This window comes from Lysobacter fragariae (assembly GCF_054779775.1).
Genome location: NZ_BAAGXP010000007.1, coordinates 38,420 through 58,703, shown reverse-complemented (window position 1 = coordinate 58,703; position 20,284 = coordinate 38,420). Strand labels below are relative to the sequence as shown.

The window sequence follows — 20,284 nt, the reverse complement described above, 5'->3', positions numbered from 1 at the left end:
ATGGGCCGTGTGCTCGTCGCCGCAGACGGCCTCGATTCCTGCGGGCGGCACGGCAACCTTCGAGTGCTCGTTGTTCGGGTTCGAGTTCCCCGTCCCGACTGCCGCGCACGGCACGGTCTCCTACGGCACGCCGACCAACATTGCCGCGCTGGTCTATGCGAACAACAGCGATGGTGCGTTGTTGGACACCTTCCAGGCCACCGATTCCGATGACGGCTCGACGGTCACCTTCAACATCACCATCGCGCCGGCCACATCGCCGTTGACGGTAAGTCCGGCGAGCCTGCCGACGCCGAATGTCTCGGTGGCCTACAACCAGACCCTCACCACCAGCGGCGGCACTGCTCCTTACTCCTATGCCCTCAGTGGCGGCACGTTGCCGCCGGGGCTGTCGCTTTCAACGGGCGGCACGATCTCAGGTACTCCGACGGCGTCCGGTCCGCACACGTTCTCGATCCTGGTCACCGATTCGACACCGGTCACGCCCCTGACGGCCACCAAGTCCTACACCGTCAACATTCCCGCGCCGGTGCTGAACATCACGCCCGATGTCCCGCCGAACGCCGCCCAGGGCATCCCCTACAACCTCACGTTCACCGGTTCGGGCGGCACCGCGCCGTACGCCTTTTCGATCCAGTCCGGCAGCTTGCCGACCGGGCTGAGCATGAACTCGTCCGGCGTGGTTTCCGGCACGCCCACGACGCTTGGCGCCTTCACGTTCTCGCTGAAGCTTGACGACAGCACTACCATTTCCACTGGCGGTGATCACTTCATCGCGCAGAGCGTGACGATCACCGTCGTCGCGCCGCCGACCATCGTGGTCAATCCGGCCACGTTGCCGGGAGCGACTGTCGGGGCGGCGTACAGCCAGACCACCAGTGGCAGTGGCGGGACCGCGCCCTATACGTTTGCCGTGAGCGCAGGCGCGCTTCCGAACGGACTCGTGCTCAACACCAGCTCGGGCGCAATTACCGGTACGCCGACGGCTTCGGGCACGTTCAACTTCACCATCCGTGCGACGGACGCGAACAGTTTCAGCGGTACCCGCGCCTACACCGTGGTATCGGCTCCGCCGACGATCTTTGTTTCGCCCACCACGCTCCCGGCGGCCGCCGTTGGCTCCGGGTACAGCCAGACTGTGACCGCAAGCGGTGGCATCGCGCCGTACGGCTTCACGGTAACGGCCGGCGCGTTGCCGGCGGGACTGACGCTCGCTTCCAACGGCACCCTGTCCGGAACGCCCACGGCCGGCGGCACCTTCAACTTCACCGTCACCGCGACCGACAGCAGCACGGGGACGGGCGCGCCGCATACCGGTAGCCGGGCCTACGCGCTGACCGTTATTCAGGCGCTTGCGGCCTCGATCACGTCCACCACCAACGTGTCCTGCAACGGCGGGAGCAATGGCAGCCTGACGGTCACCGCGTCCGGAGGCACGTCGCCCTATATCTATTCGTGGGCGCCCAGTGGTGGCTCGGCGGCGACTGCTTCGGGGCTTACGGCGCAGTCCTATACCGTCACCGTCACCGACAACGTCCTGAACTCGGTGAGCGCGACCGGAACGGTCACGCAGCCGTCGCTACTGGTAGTGACCCCGGCCAGCCTGCCTGGCGGGACGGTCGGATTGGCGTACTCCCAGACGGTGGCTTCCACCGGAGGCACGCCTCCCAGCGGATTCTCTCTTTCCTCCGGGACACTGCCGACCGGACTGACGTTGAGTGCCGGCGGGGCGCTGTCGGGCACGCCGACGGCCTCGGGCACGTTCAACTTCACCGTGCAGGCGACCGATGCCAATACCTGCACCGCGAACCGCGGCTACACGGTCGTCATCGCTCCGCCGCCGACGATCACGCTGTCGCCGACAACGCTTCCCAATGGCGCCGTCGCGTCTGCGTACAACCAGACCATCACGGCCAGTGGCGGCACGGCGGCGTACTCCTTCGCCATCACGGCGGGCAGTTTGCCGGGCGGTATGACGCTGTCGTCCGCTGGCACGCTGTCGGGCACGCCGACGGCCGGTGGCACGTTCAACCTCACCGTCACCGCGACCGACGCGAACAGCTTTACTGGCTCGCGGGCCTACACACTGGTCATAGCCGCGCCGACGGTCTCGCTTGCACCGGCAGCGGGGCCGCTTGTTGATGGCACGATCGGCACCGCCTACAGCCAGACGTTCACGGCCAGCGGTGGTAGCGCGCCCTACAGCTATGCGCTGACTGCGGGTGCATTGCCTGCGGGCCTGACGCTCAGCGCGACTGGCGTCCTCAGCGGCACGCCGACAGAATTCGGGGCCTTCAGTTTCTCCGTTACCGCGACCGACAGCAGCACGGGCTCGGGTCCGTACACCACGACCAATGCCTACACGCTCACGATCGCCGACCTGGTGCCGGTGGCGAACGCGGTTTCGGCCACGCTCGCCTATGGCAGCAGTGCCAATCCGATCACGCTGAACATCACGGGCGGTACGCCCAGTTCGGTGGCGATTGCCAGTGCGCCAGCCAATGGCACCGCCATTGCGAGTGGCACGTCGATCACCTACACGCCAAGCGCTGGCTTCGCGGGTGCCGACAGCTTTACTTATACGGCGACCAATGCCAGCGGTACGTCCGCACCGGCGACGGTGAGCATCACTGTCAGCGCGCCGACCGTGGTCGTTGCGCCGGCGACGCTGCCCGATGGCACGTCAGGCGTTGCGTACAGCGAGGCAATCACTGCAAGTGGCGGCGCGGCGCCGTATTCGTTCGCGGTCACCGCTGGCGCGTTGCCGGCCGGCTTGAGCCTGGCCAGCGACGGCACCTTGTCGGGTACGCCGACGGCCGGTGGCACCTTCAACTTCACCGTCACCGCGACCGACAGTTCGAGCGGCGCGGGACCGTTCACCGGTTCGCAGGCCTATTCGCTGACCGTCAACGCGGCGACCATCAGTGTGTCTCCGGCGACGTTGCCGACGGCCGCTGTGGGTGCGGCCTACAACCAGAGCATCAGCGCCAGCGGCGGCACTGCGCCGTATTCGTTCTCGCTCACGGCCGGTTCGATTCCTGCCGGGATGAGCCTGAGCAGCGTGGGCGTGCTTTCGGGTACTCCGACATCGGGCGGCACGTTCAACTTCACGGTCACTGCAACCGACAGTTCGACCGGCTCGGGGCCGTTCACTGGTTCACGGGCCTACTCGCTGACGGTAAGCGCACCGACGCTCGTGTTGTCGCCATCGACGCTGCCTGATGGCACGTTGAGCACGGCGTACAGCCAGGCGCTCGCGACTAGCGGCGGCATTGCGCCTTATGCCTACGCAGTGACGGCGGGGACCCTCCCCACTGGACTGAGCCTGAGTTCCAGCGGCCTGCTCAGCGGCACACCGGTGACTGTGGGCAGCTTCAGCTTCTCCGTCACGGCGACCGACAGCAGCAGCGGTACCGGTCCATACACAGTCACCAATGCCTACACGATCAACATTTCCGACCTGGTGCCGATCGCGAACGCCGTTTCGGCGACGGTGGGCTACGGCAGTGGCGCCAATCCGATCACGCTGAATGTCACTGGCGGTACGCCGAGCTCGGTCGCCGTTGCCAGCGCCCCGACCAATGGCATCGCGATCGCCAGTGGTACGTCGATCACCTACCAGCCCAATCCCGGCTTTGCCGGAAGCGACAGCTTCACCTACACCGCAACCAACGCCAGCGGTACGTCGGCGCCGGCGACGGTGAGCATCACTGTCGGGGCTCCGACCATCGTGGTGGATCCCCCAGCCCTTGGCATATTCCCGGTCGCGGGATCGGCGTACTCCCAGACTTTCACGGCCACTGGCGGTGCCGCACCGTATTCGTTCTCGTTGGCCAGCGGGACGTTGCCGGCAGGCGTGAGCCTGAGCAGCGCCGGTGTCCTGTCCGGCACGCCGACGGAGAGTGGCACGTTCAACTTCAGCATCGTTGCCACCGACAGTTCGACGGGCACCGGTCCGTTCACGGGCGCGCAGGCCTACTCGCTGACCGTCAACACCGATACGCTGGTGTCACTGAGCTCAGCGCCGGACGGTGCGGTTGGAACGCCTTACAGCCACACCTACACCACGAGTGGTGGCATCGCGCCTTACATCTATGCCGTGACGAGCGGCGTGCTGCCGCCCGGCTTGACCCTGTCTTCCAGCGGCGTGGTGTCGGGTACTCCGACTGCGGGCGGGACCTACTCGTTCGTCTATCAGGTGACCGACAGCACCGGCGGGACGCCCGCGACGGTTTCGGTCCCCGCCGCCATCGCCATCACTGCGCCCACGATCACGCTGGCACCCACGACACTTCCGGGTGGCGTTGCCAGCAACGCATACAACCAGGTGCTGTCAGCATCGGGTGGTTCGGGTCCTTACACGTTCTCGCTCGTGGGCGGGGCACTTCCGATCGGCACTTCGTTCACTTCTGCGGGCGTCTTGTCGGGCACGCCGACTGCGGCGGGTACGTTCGACTTCACTGTCCGGGCGACGGACGCAAATGGCTTCACTGGCGATCAGGCCTACGCCCTGACGATCACCGCACCGACGATCACGCTGACTCCGACAACGTTGCCTGGTGGCACAGCCGGAACCGCGTACAGCCAGGCGCTGGCCGGAGCGGGCGGTGCGGGCCCGTACTCGTTCTCGATCCTGTCCGGTGCACTGCCGGTGGGCGTGTCGTTCAGTTCGGCGGGTGTGTTGTCCGGTACGCCGATAACGGCGGGCACGTTCAACTTCACCGTCCGTGCGACGGATGCGAACAGCTTCAGCGGAGATCAGGCGTACACGGTGACGATCACCGCACCGACGATCACGCTCACACCGACGACGTTGCCTGACGGCACGGCGGGAGCCGCCTACAGCCAGACGCTGACCGGTGCCGGCGGTGTGGGTCCGTACTCGTTCTCGCTCCTGTCCGGTGCACTGCCGGTCGGTATGTCGTTCAGTTCGGCGGGTGTGTTGTCCGGTACGCCGATAACGGCGGGCACGTTCAACTTCACCGTCCGTGCGACGGATGCGAACGGCTTCACTGGCGATCAGGCCTATGCCCTGACGATCACTGCGCCGACGATCACTCTCACGCCGACGGCGCTTCCTGATGGCACGGCGGGAACCGCCTACAGCCAGACGCTGACCGGTGCCGGCGGTGTGGGGCCGTACTCGTTCTCGCTTCTGTCCGGGGCACTGCCGGTCGGCATGTCGTTCAGTTCGGCGGGTGTGTTGTCGGGTACGCCGACGACGGCTGGCGTGTTCAATTTCACCGTGCAGGCGACGGACGCAAACGGCTTCACCGGTTCGCAGGCCTACACGCTCACGGTGAGCGCTCCGACAATCAGCATCACGCCGGCATCGCTGCCGGCGGGTGGGGTCGGGACTGCGTACAGTCAGGCGCTGAGTGCCAGCGGCGGCTCCGCTCCTTACACGTTCACCGTCACTGCCGGTGCGCTTCCGGCGGGACTGGGGCTGTCGACGGCCGGTGTGCTCAGCGGTACGCCCACGGCCAACGGTTCGTTCAACTTCACCGTGACCGCTACTGACAGCGGCGGCTTCACTGGCAGTGCGAGCCATACGCTGGTGATCGCGGCGGCTACGGTGACGATCAGCCCGACGACGTTGCCCGGTGGCATCGGCGGTGTTGCCTACGATCAATTCGTCAGCGCGAGCGGCGGCATCGCCCCGTATTCGTTCTGGATCAGCAACGGCACCTTGCCGACCGGCGTTGGTTTTGACGGTGGCGGTCATCTGCAAGGCACGCCGACCACTGCAGGCAGCTTTACGTTCGAAGTCTCGGCCAGCGACAGTAGTGGCGGTACGCCTTCGACGGCGACGCAGACCTATACGGTTGTGATCACTGCGCCAAGCATCACGCTGGCGCCAGCAACGTTGCCTGATGGCGCGGGCGGAGTCGCCTACAGCCAATCGATTGCCGCGACGGGTGGTACCTCGCCGTATACGTTTGCCATACAGAGTGGTGCGTTGCCTACGGGCCTGACGTTGTCGGCTTCGGGGGTGTCCGGTACCCCGACGGCAGCGGGTAGTTTCACCTTCACCATCCAGGCGACGGATGCGAACGGCTTCACCGGCTCGCAGGCGTACACGGTGGCGGTCACCGCGCCGACGATCACGTTAGCTCCCACGACGTTGCCTGGCGGCGCTGTTGGTTCGGCCTACAACCAGTCGATCACGGCCGTGGGCGGCACCTCGCCGTACACGTTCGCGTTGCAGGTGGGTGCATTGCCGTCCGGCATGTCGCTGTCGACGACCGGTGTGCTTTCGGGCACGCCGACCTCGGCGGGCAGCTTCAACTTCACCGTGCAGGCGACGGACGCGAACGGCTTCACCGGTTCGCAGGCGTACACACTGGCAATTGCCGCGCCGACGATCACGCTCGCGCCGGCAACCCTGCCCGGTGGTGCTACCGGCTCGGCCTACAGCCAGACGATCATCGCCAGCGGCGGCACGGCGCCTTACAGCTACACCGTCACGAACGGCGCGCTGCCCACGGGTGTCAGCCTGGATGCCGCGGGCAACCTCACAGGTACACCTACGGCGGCGGGCAGCTTCACGTTCGAAATCACCGCGCTCGACAGCTTCGGCTACGACGGTCTGCGTTCCTACACGGTCGCGATCATCGACGCAGCACCGGTTGCGGCCAACGATGCGGCGACAACCAATGCAGGATCGGCAGTCACCGTGCCCATCACTGCAAACGACACGGGCGTCATCAGCTCCGTGGCGGTGGCATCGGCGCCGGCCAACGGCACGGCGGTCGTGAGCGGACTGAACATCGTCTACACGCCGAACGCAGCGTTCTTCGGTACCGACAGCTTCACCTACACGGCAATCGGTCCGGGCGGTACTTCCAATGTCGCTACAGTGACGATCACGGTCCTCGCACTGCCGGTTCCCACCGGCGTGCCGCAGAGCGTGTCGACGCTGGCGGGGCAGGCGGTGTCGTTCGACGCGGCCACCGGCGCAACCGGCAGCCCGTTCACCGGCATCACGGTGGTGTCCGCTCCGGCGGATGGCACGCTACAGGTCAGCGGCACCGTGGTGACGTACACGTCGCTTGCCACGGCTTCGGGAACGGTGTCGGTCACCTACACGCTGAACAACGCGTTTGGTGCTTCTGCTCCGATCACGTCGACGATCATCATCACCCCCAGGCCTGTCGCCGTGGCGCACACCGCGACGACGATGCAGGGCGTGCCGGCGTTCGTCGACCTGAACCCGGGTGCCTCGGGCGGTCCGTTCACTGCGGCGGCCGTTGTGTCGGTGTCGCCGGCGACGGCGGGCACCACGCAGGTCACCGAGAGCGGCAGCCACGCCGATCGTCAGTTCCGCCTGAAGTTCACCCCGACCGCTGGCTTCACCGGCGTCGTGCACGTGAGCTACACGCTGGCCAATGTGTTCGCGACGTCTACTCCGGCCGATGTGACCATCACCGTGACCGAACGTCCGGACCCGTCGCATGATCCGGAAGTGGCCGGACTGCTGGCAGCACAGACGACGGCGGCGCGCAGGTTCGCGAACAGCCAGATCGGCAACTTCCAGCAGCGCATGGAAGGCTTGCATGGCGGCGAGAATGGCGAAGGCTTCAGCAACGGCCTCACCGTGACGATCGCACGTCGTTGCATGGACGGTCGCCTGAAGCGTCCGGACCTGCCGTGTGAGCACGAAGCCATGAATGGCCTGACCAATGCGCAGGATGCCGACCTGGCATCCGGCAACGGCGAAAAGGGCAAGCACGGTGGGCCTGCAATCTGGGCCTCGGGCAACATGACCTTCGGCGATTACGATGCGCAGCGTGGCACCGGCGGGGATGGCTTCGAGTTCGAAACCAGCGGCATCAGCGCCGGTGCGGACTACCACGTGACCTCGACCTTCGCCATCGGCGCGGGCATCGGCTACGGCCGCGACGTCACCGATGTCGGCGACAACGGCACCCGCAGCAAGGCGTCCGCGCGCAGCGTGGCGATCTATGGCAGCGTCCATCCGGGTGGCGCGTTCTACCTGGATGGCCTGCTGGGCTACCAGTGGATGTCGTTCGACTCGCGCCGGTATGTCTCGGCCACGGGTGGTCACGTCGATGGCGACCGTGACGGCACGCAGTGGTTCGCCTCGCTGTCGGCCATCTACGAGCGCCGCACCGACGCCATGCTGATCGCGCCGTACCTGCGCGTCGACCTGGCCCGCGCCAAGATCGACGCCTTCACGGAAAGTGGCGATCCGGTCTACGCGCTGCATTACGGCGAACAGGACGTGGACACCACGACCGGCAACCTGGGCGTGCGGTTCGAGTTCCGTCGCCGCACGTCGTGGGGCATGTTCTCGCCGTTGCTGCGCCTGGAATACCAGCACGACTTCGAGGATCCCGGCTCGGTGACGTTGAGCTACGCTGATATGCTCGGTGGGCCGGTGTATCGCGCAGAGATCCTGGGTCGGGACCGCAGCCGCTTCATGTTCGGTATTGGCGGGATCCTGCAGACCGAGCGTGACTGGATGCTGCGCGCCGAGTACCGCGGTCTGTTTGGTGGCGACGATAGGGACGAGCAGTCGATCCTGATCAACGTCGAGAAGAAGTTCTGATTTCCACGACGGGCGCGATGAAAGTCGCGCCCGTCGTGCGGTTTTTGGAGACCGGCAATCGATGACGCTGGCCCGAAGTCATCTGGAACGTGTTGAATTGCTCGCCGACGGCGTTGAGAAATGCCGGCTGAGACCGCCGCGGGGAGAACCGCTCGAACTGTTCATGGCCGGCTTCGATGCCGCGTCCTTTCATCCGGGCCAGTTCGCTGCCCATGGCATCGACCTGCCTGAGCGGATCGCCCAGAGCGTTCCCAAGCGCCAGGCCGAATACTTCCACGGGCGCATCCTCGTCCGGACCGCGCTGCTGGCATTGGGCCTGCCCTCGCAGGACATCGCCAGCGGCGCGCACCGTGAACCGCTATGGCCCGATGGCCTCATCGGCAGCATCACCCACACGCAATCGCGCGCCGCCGTGATCGTCATGCCCGCCGGACGGTTGCGTGCCATCGGCATGGACATCGAGACGGTATCGCCGCTGCTGGCCGCGTCGCCGCTGCGGGAAGAGGTGTTTTCGGCGGACGAAGTCGCACAACTCGACGCCGTGGCGACTAATGGCTTGCGTGAGGCGCTTTACACCGTCGGCTTCTCCGCAAAGGAGAGCTTCTTCAAGGCCGCGTTCGGGCAGGTGGGGCGGTATTTTGGATTCGACGCGCTTGGGGTGACGCGCATCGACCTCGACGAAGGCGCCATCGAGTTCATGGTGCTGCAGGAACTGTCCACGGAACTGACACCGGGCGCGCGAGTGCAAGTCCGGTTCACCCGCATAGACGAATCAACGGTGCTCACCGTGTGCGAGCTTTGACGACGATCCAGGCGGCTCGCAACCTCGACTAGTGCCGATACGCGAGCCGCAATCGCAGGCTGGTCAGGGAATCGTTTTCCCTGCTGGCGCCATCCGCGCGACGCACCTGCAGCGGCACATGCAGAATCTCCGCGCCCAGCAGCCAACGTTCGCCGACATTGCGCGACACGCCCAGAGTCAGATAGGGAAGGGTGTCCCGCGCCACCAGGTGCGATCGATCGTGGATGTCGAAGGTGATCGCGTCCACCTGCACCTGCGGCTCCATGCGCGCGACGCCGAGCGTGGCGTGCCATTGCCAGGCAGCACGCGTCCACGCAGTCGTCAGGTCCGCACCGTAGTAGTCGAGGCGGATGTGGTCCCTTGACGCCCGCTGGCAGCCGTAGGGATTGCGCTCCGGATCGGGATCGCCCGCGAGGTTGCTGGGGCAGGTGACATCGCCAATGGCCACGCCGTGCTGCCCGTGCACGCGCGCAGACAGGCTGAAGCGCTCGCGCGAAACCAGCCGACGCCCGACCGCCGCCGCGAAAAGATCGCGCGTGTGCAGGCCATCGATCCGGACAGGCGGCGTATAGCCCAGCTCGATGACCCAGCCCGCGGGCAGGCCAACGCTGGCACGCACGCGACCGAACACCGGGGACTTGTTGAGGTCCTCGGTCTTGAAGCCGTTGAACCCCACCTGCCGCTGCGATGCATCAAGGCGGGGAATCTGCGTCAGTTCCGCCGCAACGTTCCATTCGCCCGATGCCAGTACCGGCATCGCACCGAACGACGTCATCAGCGTCGTGCTGGTGAGATAGCTCATCGCCCAGGCCTCGGGCCGATCCGATGACAGGATTTCCTCTTCGCGGAAATCGCTCTGCGCATGTGCGGCCGGTGCGTCCAGAAGCAACGCAGCGGCCAGGAGCGGCGCCAGCAGGATCGATGCGCGGTGCATATGCCTGTCCCATCGCGTGGATGAGGCGATCCTACCCCGTCACACCGCCTCAGGCCTCAACTCCCGCGCTTGTGGAAGTAGACCTGCTCGGCGGCCCAGCGCAGGGGCGGGGAGTGCAACAGCAGGTCGAAAGGCCAGTCGAACTGCAGGCGATCGAACGCCCAGCGCAGCGCGCGTTTGGTGCGGAAACGCGGCGCAACGGCGACCGCGACCTGTTCCGGTTGCGGTCCGCCTTCGCGCAGGTGCGATGCCACCGCGCGACCCACTTCCCAGCCGTGTTCCCACGCCGAATGGATGCCGCCTGCCGTCACCGGCGACACGATGCCGGCGGCGTCGCCGGTGAGGATCGCGTGGTCACGCGCCATCTGCAGCACCGGTCCGCCACACGGAATCAACCCGGCACGCGTGTGCCCGGGTCGGAGCAGCCGAGGCAGGCCGGCCGCGGCGCCGACACGCAGCAGGAAGCCATCGATATCCGGCACGCGTGGATGGATGGGATCGTGGCGCAACGCGAGGCCCGCCTGTACCCCGCCGGGGTTCTGCGCGATCCAGCCGATGTAGCCCGGTGCATAGCGCTTGCTGATGAAGCAGTGCAACGCGCCGGGTTGCGCGAGGCACGCGCCGGGGAATTCGTACTCGATGCCATACAGGAACTGCGTCACCTGGCCCAGGCCGCAGCGTTCGGCGACGCGCGAACGCGCACCATCGGCGCCGACCAGGTAGCGCGTGCGTCCAACCCCTTCGACTTGCCAACCGCCTTCGATCCGATTGCATTGGGTGAACGATGTTCCCAGCCGCAGGTCGACCCCGTTCGCGACCAGTTCGCGCGCCAGCCAGCGCATCACCTCGGGCGTGTCCGTGGTCAGGAAGTAGTAGCCCGGCGCGGCCAGTGCCACCTGTTTCAGGCTGGGCGCGTACAGGCGGACCTGTTCGACGCGATGGGTGAACTTCGCGGGCAGCTGGTTCAGCAGCGTCTGCTCTGCGGCTTCCTTCACGATGATGCCGGTGGTGCGCAGCTTTTCGCCGGGGTCGCGCTTGCGTTCCAGTACGCACACGCGCAAGCCGCGCTGCGCGGCGGCGAGCGCGCAGGCGCTGCCGGCAAAGCTCGCGCCTACGATGGTGAGGTCGAAATCGAAAACAGGTTGGCTGGGCATTCGCGTCAGGCTGGTGTGATCCGCGAACAGCCTCGTCGGCACCGGCGAAGACCCGATGTGCGAACAGTGAAGTGGGTGCGAAGTCTCCTCGGGCGAAAGTGATGGGTGCCCCCGCCCACTTGCTTCCACGCGCGCGGCGGGCTATCTAGCCGCTATCTGGCCTTCGTACCGGGCAACCGCACTTCGCCATGACCACAGCAGACGCGAATCCCCGGCTGATCGAGGTGATCCGGACCCAGACCGAGATCGCCAAGCTGGGCCACGACCTGGGCCGCGTGATGGACCTGGTGGCCGAGCGTGCGCAGCAGCTGACTGGCGCCGATGGCGCGGTGGTCGAACTGGCCGAAGGCGACGACATGGTCTACCGGGCCGCGACGGGTTCGGCGACATCGCACCTGGGCCTGCGCCTTGCGCGTGCCGACAGCCTGTCCGGCGCATGCATCGCCGCGGGGGCGCCATTGACCTGCGTGGACAGCGAATCCGATCCGCGCGTCAACGTGGACGCTTGCCGCAGGGTCGGATTGCGCTCGATGATCGTCGTGCCGTTGCACCATCAGGAAACCGTCGTGGGCGTGCTCAAGGTCCTGTCTTCGAAGCCCGCGCACTTCAGCGATGACGACCTGAACATGCTGGGCCTGATGTCGGAACTGATCGCCGCCGCGATGTTCCATGCCACGCGCCTGGGTGCGAGCAAACTGTTCATCCAGGCCACCACCGATGCCTTGACCGGCCTGCCCAACCGCGCGCTGTTCTTCGAGCGCCTGCGCACCTGCCTGGCGCGCGCGCAGCGTGAAGACCAGCGTTTTGGAGTGCTGAACATGGACATGGACGGACTGAAGCAGATCAACGACACGCTGGGCCATCGCGCGGGCGACGCGGCATTGCAGGCCTTCGCACAGCGCCTGCGCGAAGGCGCGCGCGCAAGCGACACGATCGCGCGTGTCGGTGGGGACGAGTTCGGCGTGATCCTGTCACTGGTGGAGGGTCGGGATGCAGCATCCGCCTGTGCGTCGCGTTTCCAGCAAGCCATCCACGGTGGCAGTTTCACCTTCGGGGAGACGCGCCTGCCACTGGCCGCCAGCATCGGGCTGTCGCTGTATCCCGACGACGGAACGGACCTGATCACGCTGCTCGACAAAGCCGACCAGGCCATGTACGAAACCAAGCGCGCGCGGAAACGGTGACGTGCTCCGCTGACCCGGGGTGAGGGCGAGCCGTCGCAATCTGCCTCATCCGCGCTTCCGATGCCTTGTGGCACCCATGGGCAATGTCGGAGTGCGGCTTCGTGGGGATTTTTCCGGGCCGCGTGTCGATTCGCGCCCTCGCCATTCGTCGTCATGACGAGACCAGGTTTCCACGACCTGCCATCGTCCGGTCCATGCGGATCGGACAAACCTTCAGGAGATACTGCATATGCGATTCCTTTCCATGATCCGCGTCCGCGAGAACACCGGCCAGGTCCCCAGCGAGCAGCTCATGACTGACATGGGCAAGCTGATAGACGAGATGACCCGTGCCGGCGTGTTGCTGGACACCGCCGGCCTCACCCCGACCTCGGATGGCGTGCGCATCCGGCTCGCCAGCGGAAAGATGACCGTCGTCGATGGCCCTTTCAGTGAGTCGAAGGAAGTCGTCGGCGGCTACGCGATGCTGCAGGCGGACTCGAAAGAGCAGGCCATCGAGCTGACGAAGCGCTTCCTCGCCATCCATGGCGACGAATGGGACATCGAGTGCGAAGTCCGCCAGCTGGTGGAACCGGATTTCGTTTGACGCGATCTGCTGCTCGGGGCGTTTACGCCCCGATCTGGCCGAGCGTTTAGGCCCCGATCTTGCCGAGCGTTTAGGTCCCGATCTTGCCGAGCGTTTAGGTCCCGATCTTGCCGAGCGTTTAGGTCCCGATCTGACCGCTACCTCGACCGGGCACGCGCCCACGCATCGGACTACCTGCGACAACTGCCATCGCGCCATGTCGGGGCGATGGCCAGTCGTGAGGAACTGCTGGCCACGCTGCGTATTCCGCTGGCGCCTCGGGGCGAAGACGGCCGCGAAGTGCTTGACCTGCTCGCCGCGCAGGCACCGCGCGGCGCATCCGCATGCGGGTCGCCGCGCTATTTCGGCTTCGTGATCGGCGGCGCGTATCCGGTGGCGCTCGCCGCCGACTGGCTGGTGTCCGCCTGGGACCAGAACGCCGGCATCCACGTGATCTCGCCCCTGGCGGCCGCGGTCGAGGAAGTGGCGGCGGGGTGGTTGCTGGATCTGTTCGACCTGCCGCGCGATGCAGGCGTCGGCTTCGTCACCGGTTGCCAGATGGCCAACTTCACCTGCCTGTCCGCCGCGCGCCACGGCGTGCTGCGCCGCGTCGGTTGGGACGTCGAAGCCGACGGACTGCACGGCGCGCCGCGCATCAACGTCGTGACCTCGGCCGAATCGCACGTCACCGTGGATGTCGCGCTGCGTTACCTGGGGCTGGGCACGCGCTCCGCCTTGCGGGTGGACTCCGACGCCCAGGGCCGCATGCGCGCCGACAAGCTGGCCGAACTGATGGCCGCGCTTTCCGGCCCGACCATCGTCTGCGCGCAGGCGGGCAACGTGAACACGGGTGCGTTCGATCCACTGCGCGACATCGGCGCCATCGCGCGCGAACACGGCGCATGGCTGCACGTCGACGGTGCATTCGGACTGTGGGCACGCGCCAGCCGCCACCTTGCCGCGCAGGCGGACGGCATCGAGATGGCCGATTCCTGGGCCACCGACGCGCACAAATGGCTCAACGTGCCCTATGACTGCGGCGTGGCGATCGTCCGCCACGCGCAGGATCATCGCGATTCGATGACGTCCACGGCCGCCTACCTGATCCAGACCCATGGCGGCGAGCGCGATGCCGTCGACTGGGTTCCCGAATTCTCGCGTCGCGCTCGCGGCGTACCGGTGTACGCGACGTTGCGCACGCTGGGACGCGAGGGTGTCGAAGGCCTGGTCGACCGTTGCTGCGACCGGGCCCGACAGTTCGCGGAACTGCTCGGTGCCGAAGACGGCGTGCGCGTCCTCAACGATGTCACGCTCAACCAGGTGCTGGTCCGGTTCGGTGACGATGACGACACCACCCGCGGCGTCGTGAGCGGCGTACAGGAGGATGGCACCTGCTGGTTGAGCGGTACCACCTGGCATGGACTGGCCGCGATGCGCATTTCCGTGTCGAACTGGGCGACGACGTCGGACGATGTCCGACGCACCGTGGACGCCATCGTGAATGTGTTCCGGAGGCTGCGCGCCGCGTGAGCAGTGGACGCGGGACGTTGATTCCGCGACATGCGGGGTGCCGCTGCTGAGCGGTAGCGCCGCAGGCGCGAGGCCAGATGTCCGGGCATCCTTCGACTTCGCTTCGCTACGCTCATGATGAGCGGGTTCTGGTCGAAGTCGGAGCCCGCGCGATCCGGACGCCTTCGATTTGGCGTTGCTTCGCCCTGTAAGAGTCGGTATCGGGGTTGGATAGGTACCGCTCACCCTGAGCGTAGCGCCGCAGGCGCGGAGTCGAAGGGCCGGATGTCTGGGCATCCTTCGCGCATTCTTCGACTGCGTTTCGCTACGTCCTGGATGAGCAGGTTCTGGGGAGGAGTCGAAGCCCGCGCGATCTGGAGGCCTTCGATTTGGCTTGGCTACGCTCAAGGATGGTTAGTGCCTCAGGGGCAGGGTCCGTTGCGTGGTTGAAACATACCCTGAGGTATGGTTCTCTCAAGGCGTCTCAGCTCGATACCTCCTCAGATGCGGAACCTCCAATGATCCGGCTCCAGGTCGAACGCGTGCTTCCAGCGCGGCCGCACGATGCGTTTGCCCTCGCACTGGATCCCGTGCGCTTCCCGGCGATGTTCAGTGGCAGCGGGCCGGTTCCGGGGCTGCGCCGCATCACGCTGCACGCGCCGCCTGCCGTCGGCAGCACGCGTGAGCTGGAGAGCAGCGATGGTTCGATGTTGATCGAGCGCATCACCGCGCTGGAGTCGCCGCGCCTTCATGCCTACACCCTCTCGGGCATACGTCCACCGCTGGGCTGGCTGGTGCGCGCCGGGCATGCGCGATGGACCTTCCTCGTGCAAGGCGATGCGACGCGCGTGGAATGGCGTTACGAGTGGGAGCCCAGCAATGCACTGGCATGGCCGCTGGCATGGCTGCTGCTGCATGGTTTCATGCAATCGGCGATGGCTCGCTGCCTGCATGCGATGGGACGCGAGCTGCAATCGCAAGTGCCACCCAATGGAGAACGTGGCTGATGGAGAAGTGGATCCTGCTCGGCATGGCGCCGGTATTCCTCGGGTTGATCGCGCTGGAGGCGTGGTACTGGCACAGACGCAGACCCGGGATGTACAGCCTGGTCGACACGCTCTCCAACGCGGGCCTAGCGCTGATGCACCAGGCCGCCGACGCCGTCGCGTGGGCGGTCGTGATCGGTGTGTATTACCTGGTCTACCAGCACCGCCTTTTCGATCTGCCGGCGTCGGCGTGGACGATCGCCGCCCTGTTCGTGGCGCAGGACTTCTTCTACTACTGGTTCCATCGCGCCAGCCACCGCATCCGCTGGCTGTGGGCGTCGCACGTCACCCACCACTCGTCGGAGCGGCTGAACCTGTCCACCGCGTTCCGCCAGAGCCTGACCTATCCGATCTCCGGCATGTGGGTGTTCTGGCTGCCGCTGGCGTGGATTGGCTTTGAGCCGCGCCACGTTGTCGCGGTCGTCGCGATCAACCTGGCGTTCCAGTTCTTCGTCCACACGCAGGCGATCGGCAAGCTGGGCAGGGTGGAGCATGTGTTCAACACGCCTTCCATCCATCGCGTACACCACGCGCGCAACCCGAAGTACATCGACCGCAACTACGCCGGCGTGCTGGTGGTGTGGGACCGGTTGTTCGGCACCTACGTGGAGGAAGATCCGGCAGTGCCATGCGAGTACGGCATCGTCGGACAGGTCAGGAGCCACAACCCGATCCGGCTCACTTTCCACGAATGGATCGCGATGTTCCGCGACGCCGCCAGGGCAGGGCGACTGCGCGGCGTGCTGGCGCAGCTGTTTGGCCCGCCGGAGCGGGCCGCGTCGCACCTGCGCGAGGCAGGCGACGATCCGCGCTTGCCAGAAGCAGCGAACCTGTGACCTGAAAGGAAAGGGTGGCCTGACGCGAAGGCGCCCGGCAATCGCCGGGCGCCCTGACGAACGCATCTGGCTTCAGTCGCAGACTCAGCTGATCTGCTGCAACCCAAGAATGGCAATCAGCACGGCGCCGAGGATGGCCCACGAGTTGTCGCTGTCGTCGTAGTAGCCATGACGGTAGTCGCGTCCGTATCCGTCCTGGTAGCCGCGGCGGAATCCCTCGCGGAAGTAGTACTCGTACTCGTCGCGACTGACGTAGTAGCCGTAGTAGCCATAGTTGGCATCGAGGTAGGCCAGGTTGTGGCGGTAGTCGCTGCCCCAGCCGTCGAGGCGGTCGGCGCGACCGGCGCGGACGCCTTCCTGGTAGCCGTAGCGGACGGCTTCGCGCAGCAGGTCCGCGGCGTACTGGTTCACCGCGTAGTAGCGGCCCGCGCGGTAGTAGCGATAGCTCACCGGCGTGTAGTAGTACGGATCGTTGTAGTAGCTGTAGTTGCGAGCCCACCACTGCGCCTGAAGGTCGCGCTGGCGCTGCCAGTACCACTGCTGGTAGCGGTACTGCTGCAGGCGCTGCTGCTGCGCAAGGACGGCGATGCGCTCGCGTTCGGTCGCCTGGCGCGCCGCCATGTAGCGGCGATACTCCGCGGCACGTTGCTGCTGGAGTGCGATCAGGCGCAGGCGCTCGGTTTCAGACAGGCGCGCGTCGCGTCGCGCGGCGGCCACGCGCTGGTCGCGCCACGAGTCGAGCCGGCGTGCATTGAACTGGCGTGAATGGCGTGAGTCCGCAGCGTCGTGACGGGTAGTCGCACGGTGCTGGGTTTGCTGATGCCAGGTGGCTTCGTCGCGGTCTGTTGCTTGGCGACGGAGCTGGTCTCGACGTTGCGCGTCCCGGTGCATCTGGGCCTGCACCTGCTGGCCATGGATACGCTGGCGTTGCAGGGTGGCGCGATCACTGCTGCGTTGCGAATGGATGCGGGCCTGTTCGATGTCGCGCTGCGTGCGCTGGCGCGCAGCTGACTGGCGATCAATGGCTTCACGCTGGGTGGCCTCGTGCTGGCGTCGATCACTGTCGTTGCGATGCTGCTCAGCCAGGTGCTGCTGGCGAGTGCGTGCCTGCTCCGTGGCGCGCTGGTGCTCCATGCGACCCAGTGCATTTTGCTGCTGCTCGCGCTGCCGCGACTCGTTGGTGCGCTGCTGTGCGGCACGCTCCTGCTGGATGCGTGCTTGCTGCTGGCGATCCTGAGGCGCCTGTTGTTCGCGTTGTCGCTGCATCGACGACCGTGCGGCCGCCTGCTGTTCGCGGTAAGCCTGCTCTCGTGAAGCCTGTTCCTGGCGCGAAACCTCAGCTCGTTGCTGCGACACGCCCACCTGTTCCTGCCTGTGTTCCTTCTTCTGCTTCTGCCGCCCTTCGTCTTGTTGTTGCTCGGTCTGGCTCTGCCCGTGGTGCGGCTGCAGCGCCAGCGCCGGACTGGCCGTGCCGACGGCCAAGCCGGCGACAATCACCCGGACAAGGAGTTGTTTGCGGATCGTGTTCATGCTTCCACCTGCGAAGGGCAACTGCTGCCCACGCGGGAAGTTGGCGCGATCCGCGCTTAACGCGATCTGAGAATCACGACGCGGCGATCACGCGTTCAGCATTGGTAGCGCGATGCGAAGACGACGCACACGCACATTGGGTCTGGCACTGTGGATGCGGCATTCATGTGGAATGAATGGCCCTTGGCGACGCGGCAAAAATAGGAACGAGGCGATCGCTCGCCTCGTTCCCGTTCGCGCCCGATCTACATATGGGAAGCAGTCAGCTTGATGTCCGCGTGCTCCCACGCCTTGGTGAAGCGTCGATCGACCTCGTCGGCCTCAGCGCTGCGCTTCTGCGCGCGCAGGCTCTGCGCCAGGCCGAACAGCGACCAGCCATTCTCGGGGTTCCGCTTGAGCTCTTCGCGATACACGGCCTCTGCTTCCGCGGCCTTGCCGTCGGCGAGCAGCATCGCGCCCAGCGTGTGTCGGGTCGGGGAGTGCCAGCCGGGCGGCTCGTCGTAGGGGATCTTGTCCTCGATCAATACGGCCTCTCGCAGGGCGGCGATGCCTGCGGCGCGATCACCGCGCGCGCTGGCCAGTTCGCCCGCGAGGGTGCGCTCGGCGATGTGCGCCGCGTTCGACAGTGAGTAGCGATCCCACACGGTCAGCTTCTCGATCGCGGGATCGCCGGCCAGCTTGGCCAGTTCCTTCAGGTGCTGGTCGGCTTCCTCCATCCGGTTCTGGCGCACGGCCGCCATGCCCTGCGCGTAGTGCCAGATCGCCGTGACATAGGGCAGGTCGGGCGCGGGATTGGCGACTCCGACTATTTCGTCCCAGCGACCAAAACGCACGCGGTAGAACCACGGCGTCATCCAGTAGTGCTGCAGGCCACCGAATCCGTCCTTGCGCATCAGCTCGGGCAGGTTGGTTTTCTCGGCGGTTTTCTCAGCGGACGATTTCGCCAGCGCACTGGTGCCTTCCATGCTGGAGGCGAACCACAGGAAGTGATGGTTGTGCGGCACGTAGCCCAGCGGATAGAGGCCCTTGGTGTTGCCGCGACAGATGGCGAGGTAGGCGTCATCGGCCTTGATCGCCACCTGGTTGGCCAGCACCGCGTCGTGCCAGCGGCCCACGCGGGAGTAGATATGCGCCGGCATGTGCACCAGGTGGCCAGACGCGGGAATCAGCGTGCGCAGGTGGTCGGCTGCAGCAGCGCCACGTTGCGGATCGGAGGAAGCCTCCACCGCATGCACGTACAGGTGCAAAGCGCCGGCGTGGTCGGGATTGCGCTTCATCACCGATTCCAGCGTGGACACGATCTCGGCGGTGTTGCCTTTTGGTTGGAGCTTCTCGTCGTAGTAATCCCACGGTTGCAGGTCCATCAACGCCTCGGCGTGGAAGGTCGCCGCATCGAGGTCGTCAGGAAACTGTTTCGCCAGCTCGCCGGTTGCCTTCGCGTACGCCTCATCCAGTGGCTTGCGATTCTCTGGCGCGTTCTGCGCGTAGCGTGCGGCGAGCGCATGGATGAACGCCTGTTCTCGCGGTGTGACCTTGGGTGCCAGTGCGACGGCCTTCTGCAGTCGCGACCAGGCATTGGCGTTGTTGGTCGGGTCCATCGCCGCGTTGACGTGCGGTCCCAGCACCAGCGATGCGCCCCACCAGCACATGGCGCAATCCGGGTCGATCTCCGTCGCTTTCAGGTAGGAGCGTTCGGCGGCGTCGTGGTTGAAGCCATAGGTCAGCATCAGTCCCTGGTCGAACCAGCGCTGGACTTCCGGCTTCGTGGTGGTGATCGCGAAGTGGTAGTTGCCCAGGCCTTCCAGCAGGGTGGCCCCCACGGGCCCCTGCAGTTCGGGCGCCGCTGTCGATGGCGCCGGAGGGGCAGCATTCGGCATTGCCACCTGTTTGGGCTTGTGCGAATACAGCAGGCCGCCCACAGCAACGGCGGCGGCCAGTGCGATGAGCAAAGGGCGCTTCATGGCGATTCCTTGTCCGTTTGGCAGCCTTGTTCTACGCCGCTGGCGGGGACGAATCAATTCATCCCTCCGCACATCCTCCCGCTGGCCGGATCATCGCATCCCCCATCCGGGTCACGCGGGTGGGGCGGCAAAAACGATCACCATGGACGCCATTGGTGCAGGCCGCCGGTTCACGTTGCGGCGCTTCCTCG

Annotated in this window: 10 protein-coding genes and 1 pseudogene; 7 read left to right on the top strand and 4 right to left on the bottom strand. The window is 66.1% G+C overall.

The features are described from left to right. Positions 1-271: 271 nt before the first annotated feature. Positions 272-8,572: pseudogene (locus ACYVD7_RS09175) on the top strand (putative Ig domain-containing protein); the annotation flags it as partial. 61 nt (positions 8,573-8,633) lie between these two features. Next, positions 8,634-9,374, top strand: coding sequence for a 4'-phosphopantetheinyl transferase family protein (locus ACYVD7_RS09170; RefSeq protein WP_460762015.1), 741 nt, complete (start codon positions 8,634-8,636; stop codon positions 9,372-9,374). Positions 9,375-9,402: 28 nt separating this feature from the next. Here the strand turns inward: ACYVD7_RS09170 and ACYVD7_RS09165 are convergent, their stop codons facing one another. Together ACYVD7_RS09165 and ACYVD7_RS09160 are read right to left on the bottom strand one after the other, a co-directional pair. Beyond that, entirely contained in the window at positions 9,403-10,308 is a 906-nt protein-coding gene (locus tag ACYVD7_RS09165) for a hypothetical protein (protein ID WP_460762012.1), read from the bottom strand. Positions 10,309-10,364: 56 nt separating this feature from the next. Then, complete coding sequence (locus tag ACYVD7_RS09160) at positions 10,365-11,462, bottom strand: NAD(P)/FAD-dependent oxidoreductase (RefSeq protein WP_460762009.1); 1,098 nt, start codon at positions 11,460-11,462, stop codon at positions 10,365-10,367. Between the two features lie 188 nt (positions 11,463-11,650). Here ACYVD7_RS09160 and ACYVD7_RS09155 point away from each other — a divergent pair, with 188 nt between their 5' ends. The 5 genes from ACYVD7_RS09155 to ACYVD7_RS09135 all read left to right on the top strand — a co-directional run bounded on the left by ACYVD7_RS09155 (position 11,651) and on the right by ACYVD7_RS09135 (position 16,602). After that, positions 11,651-12,646, top strand: a complete 996-nt coding sequence (locus ACYVD7_RS09155; RefSeq protein ID WP_460762006.1) for a diguanylate cyclase domain-containing protein — start codon at positions 11,651-11,653, stop codon at positions 12,644-12,646. A 229-nt stretch (positions 12,647-12,875) separates the two neighbouring features. Then, positions 12,876-13,232, top strand: coding sequence for a YciI family protein (locus ACYVD7_RS09150; RefSeq protein WP_460762003.1), 357 nt, complete (start codon positions 12,876-12,878; stop codon positions 13,230-13,232). A 207-nt stretch (positions 13,233-13,439) separates the two neighbouring features. Beyond that, on the top strand, positions 13,440-14,741 hold the full coding sequence (locus ACYVD7_RS09145; protein ID WP_460762000.1) for a pyridoxal phosphate-dependent decarboxylase family protein: 1,302 nt from the start codon (positions 13,440-13,442) through the stop codon (positions 14,739-14,741). A 497-nt stretch (positions 14,742-15,238) separates the two neighbouring features. Next, a complete protein-coding gene (locus ACYVD7_RS09140) occupies positions 15,239-15,727 on the top strand; it encodes an SRPBCC family protein (protein WP_460761997.1) in 489 nt (162 codons plus the stop codon). Continuing rightward, positions 15,727-16,602: a sterol desaturase family protein gene (locus tag ACYVD7_RS09135; protein ID WP_460761995.1), complete on the top strand. Its 876-nt coding sequence runs from the start codon at positions 15,727-15,729 to the stop codon at positions 16,600-16,602. Before ACYVD7_RS09140 ends, ACYVD7_RS09135 begins: the two co-directional genes overlap by 1 nt. An 84-nt stretch (positions 16,603-16,686) precedes the next feature. Here the strand turns inward: ACYVD7_RS09135 and ACYVD7_RS09130 are convergent, their stop codons facing one another. Next, positions 16,687-18,132 (bottom strand): hypothetical protein, encoded by a 1,446-nt coding sequence (locus ACYVD7_RS09130; protein ID WP_460761992.1) that lies wholly within the window; start codon positions 18,130-18,132, stop codon positions 16,687-16,689. A 245-nt stretch (positions 18,133-18,377) separates the two neighbouring features. Continuing rightward, positions 18,378-20,093, bottom strand: coding sequence for a tetratricopeptide repeat protein (locus ACYVD7_RS09125; RefSeq protein ID WP_460761989.1), 1,716 nt, complete (start codon positions 20,091-20,093; stop codon positions 18,378-18,380). Between the last annotated feature and the right edge of the window lie 191 nt (positions 20,094-20,284).

Coding starts and splice junctions, on each gene's coding strand:
- ACYVD7_RS09170 (WP_460762015.1), top strand. CDS start 8,634: ATGACGCTGGCCCGAAGTCATCTGGAACGTGTTGAATTGCTCGCCGAC.
- ACYVD7_RS09165 (WP_460762012.1), bottom strand. CDS start 10,308: ATGCACCGCGCATCGATCCTGCTGGCGCCGCTCCTGGCCGCTGCGTTG.
- ACYVD7_RS09160 (WP_460762009.1), bottom strand. CDS start 11,462: ATGCCCAGCCAACCTGTTTTCGATTTCGACCTCACCATCGTAGGCGCG.
- ACYVD7_RS09155 (WP_460762006.1), top strand. CDS start 11,651: ATGACCACAGCAGACGCGAATCCCCGGCTGATCGAGGTGATCCGGACC.
- ACYVD7_RS09150 (WP_460762003.1), top strand. CDS start 12,876: ATGCGATTCCTTTCCATGATCCGCGTCCGCGAGAACACCGGCCAGGTC.
- ACYVD7_RS09145 (WP_460762000.1), top strand. CDS start 13,440: ATGGCCAGTCGTGAGGAACTGCTGGCCACGCTGCGTATTCCGCTGGCG.
- ACYVD7_RS09140 (WP_460761997.1), top strand. CDS start 15,239: ATGATCCGGCTCCAGGTCGAACGCGTGCTTCCAGCGCGGCCGCACGAT.
- ACYVD7_RS09135 (WP_460761995.1), top strand. CDS start 15,727: ATGGAGAAGTGGATCCTGCTCGGCATGGCGCCGGTATTCCTCGGGTTG.
- ACYVD7_RS09130 (WP_460761992.1), bottom strand. CDS start 18,132: ATGAACACGATCCGCAAACAACTCCTTGTCCGGGTGATTGTCGCCGGC.
- ACYVD7_RS09125 (WP_460761989.1), bottom strand. CDS start 20,093: ATGAAGCGCCCTTTGCTCATCGCACTGGCCGCCGCCGTTGCTGTGGGC.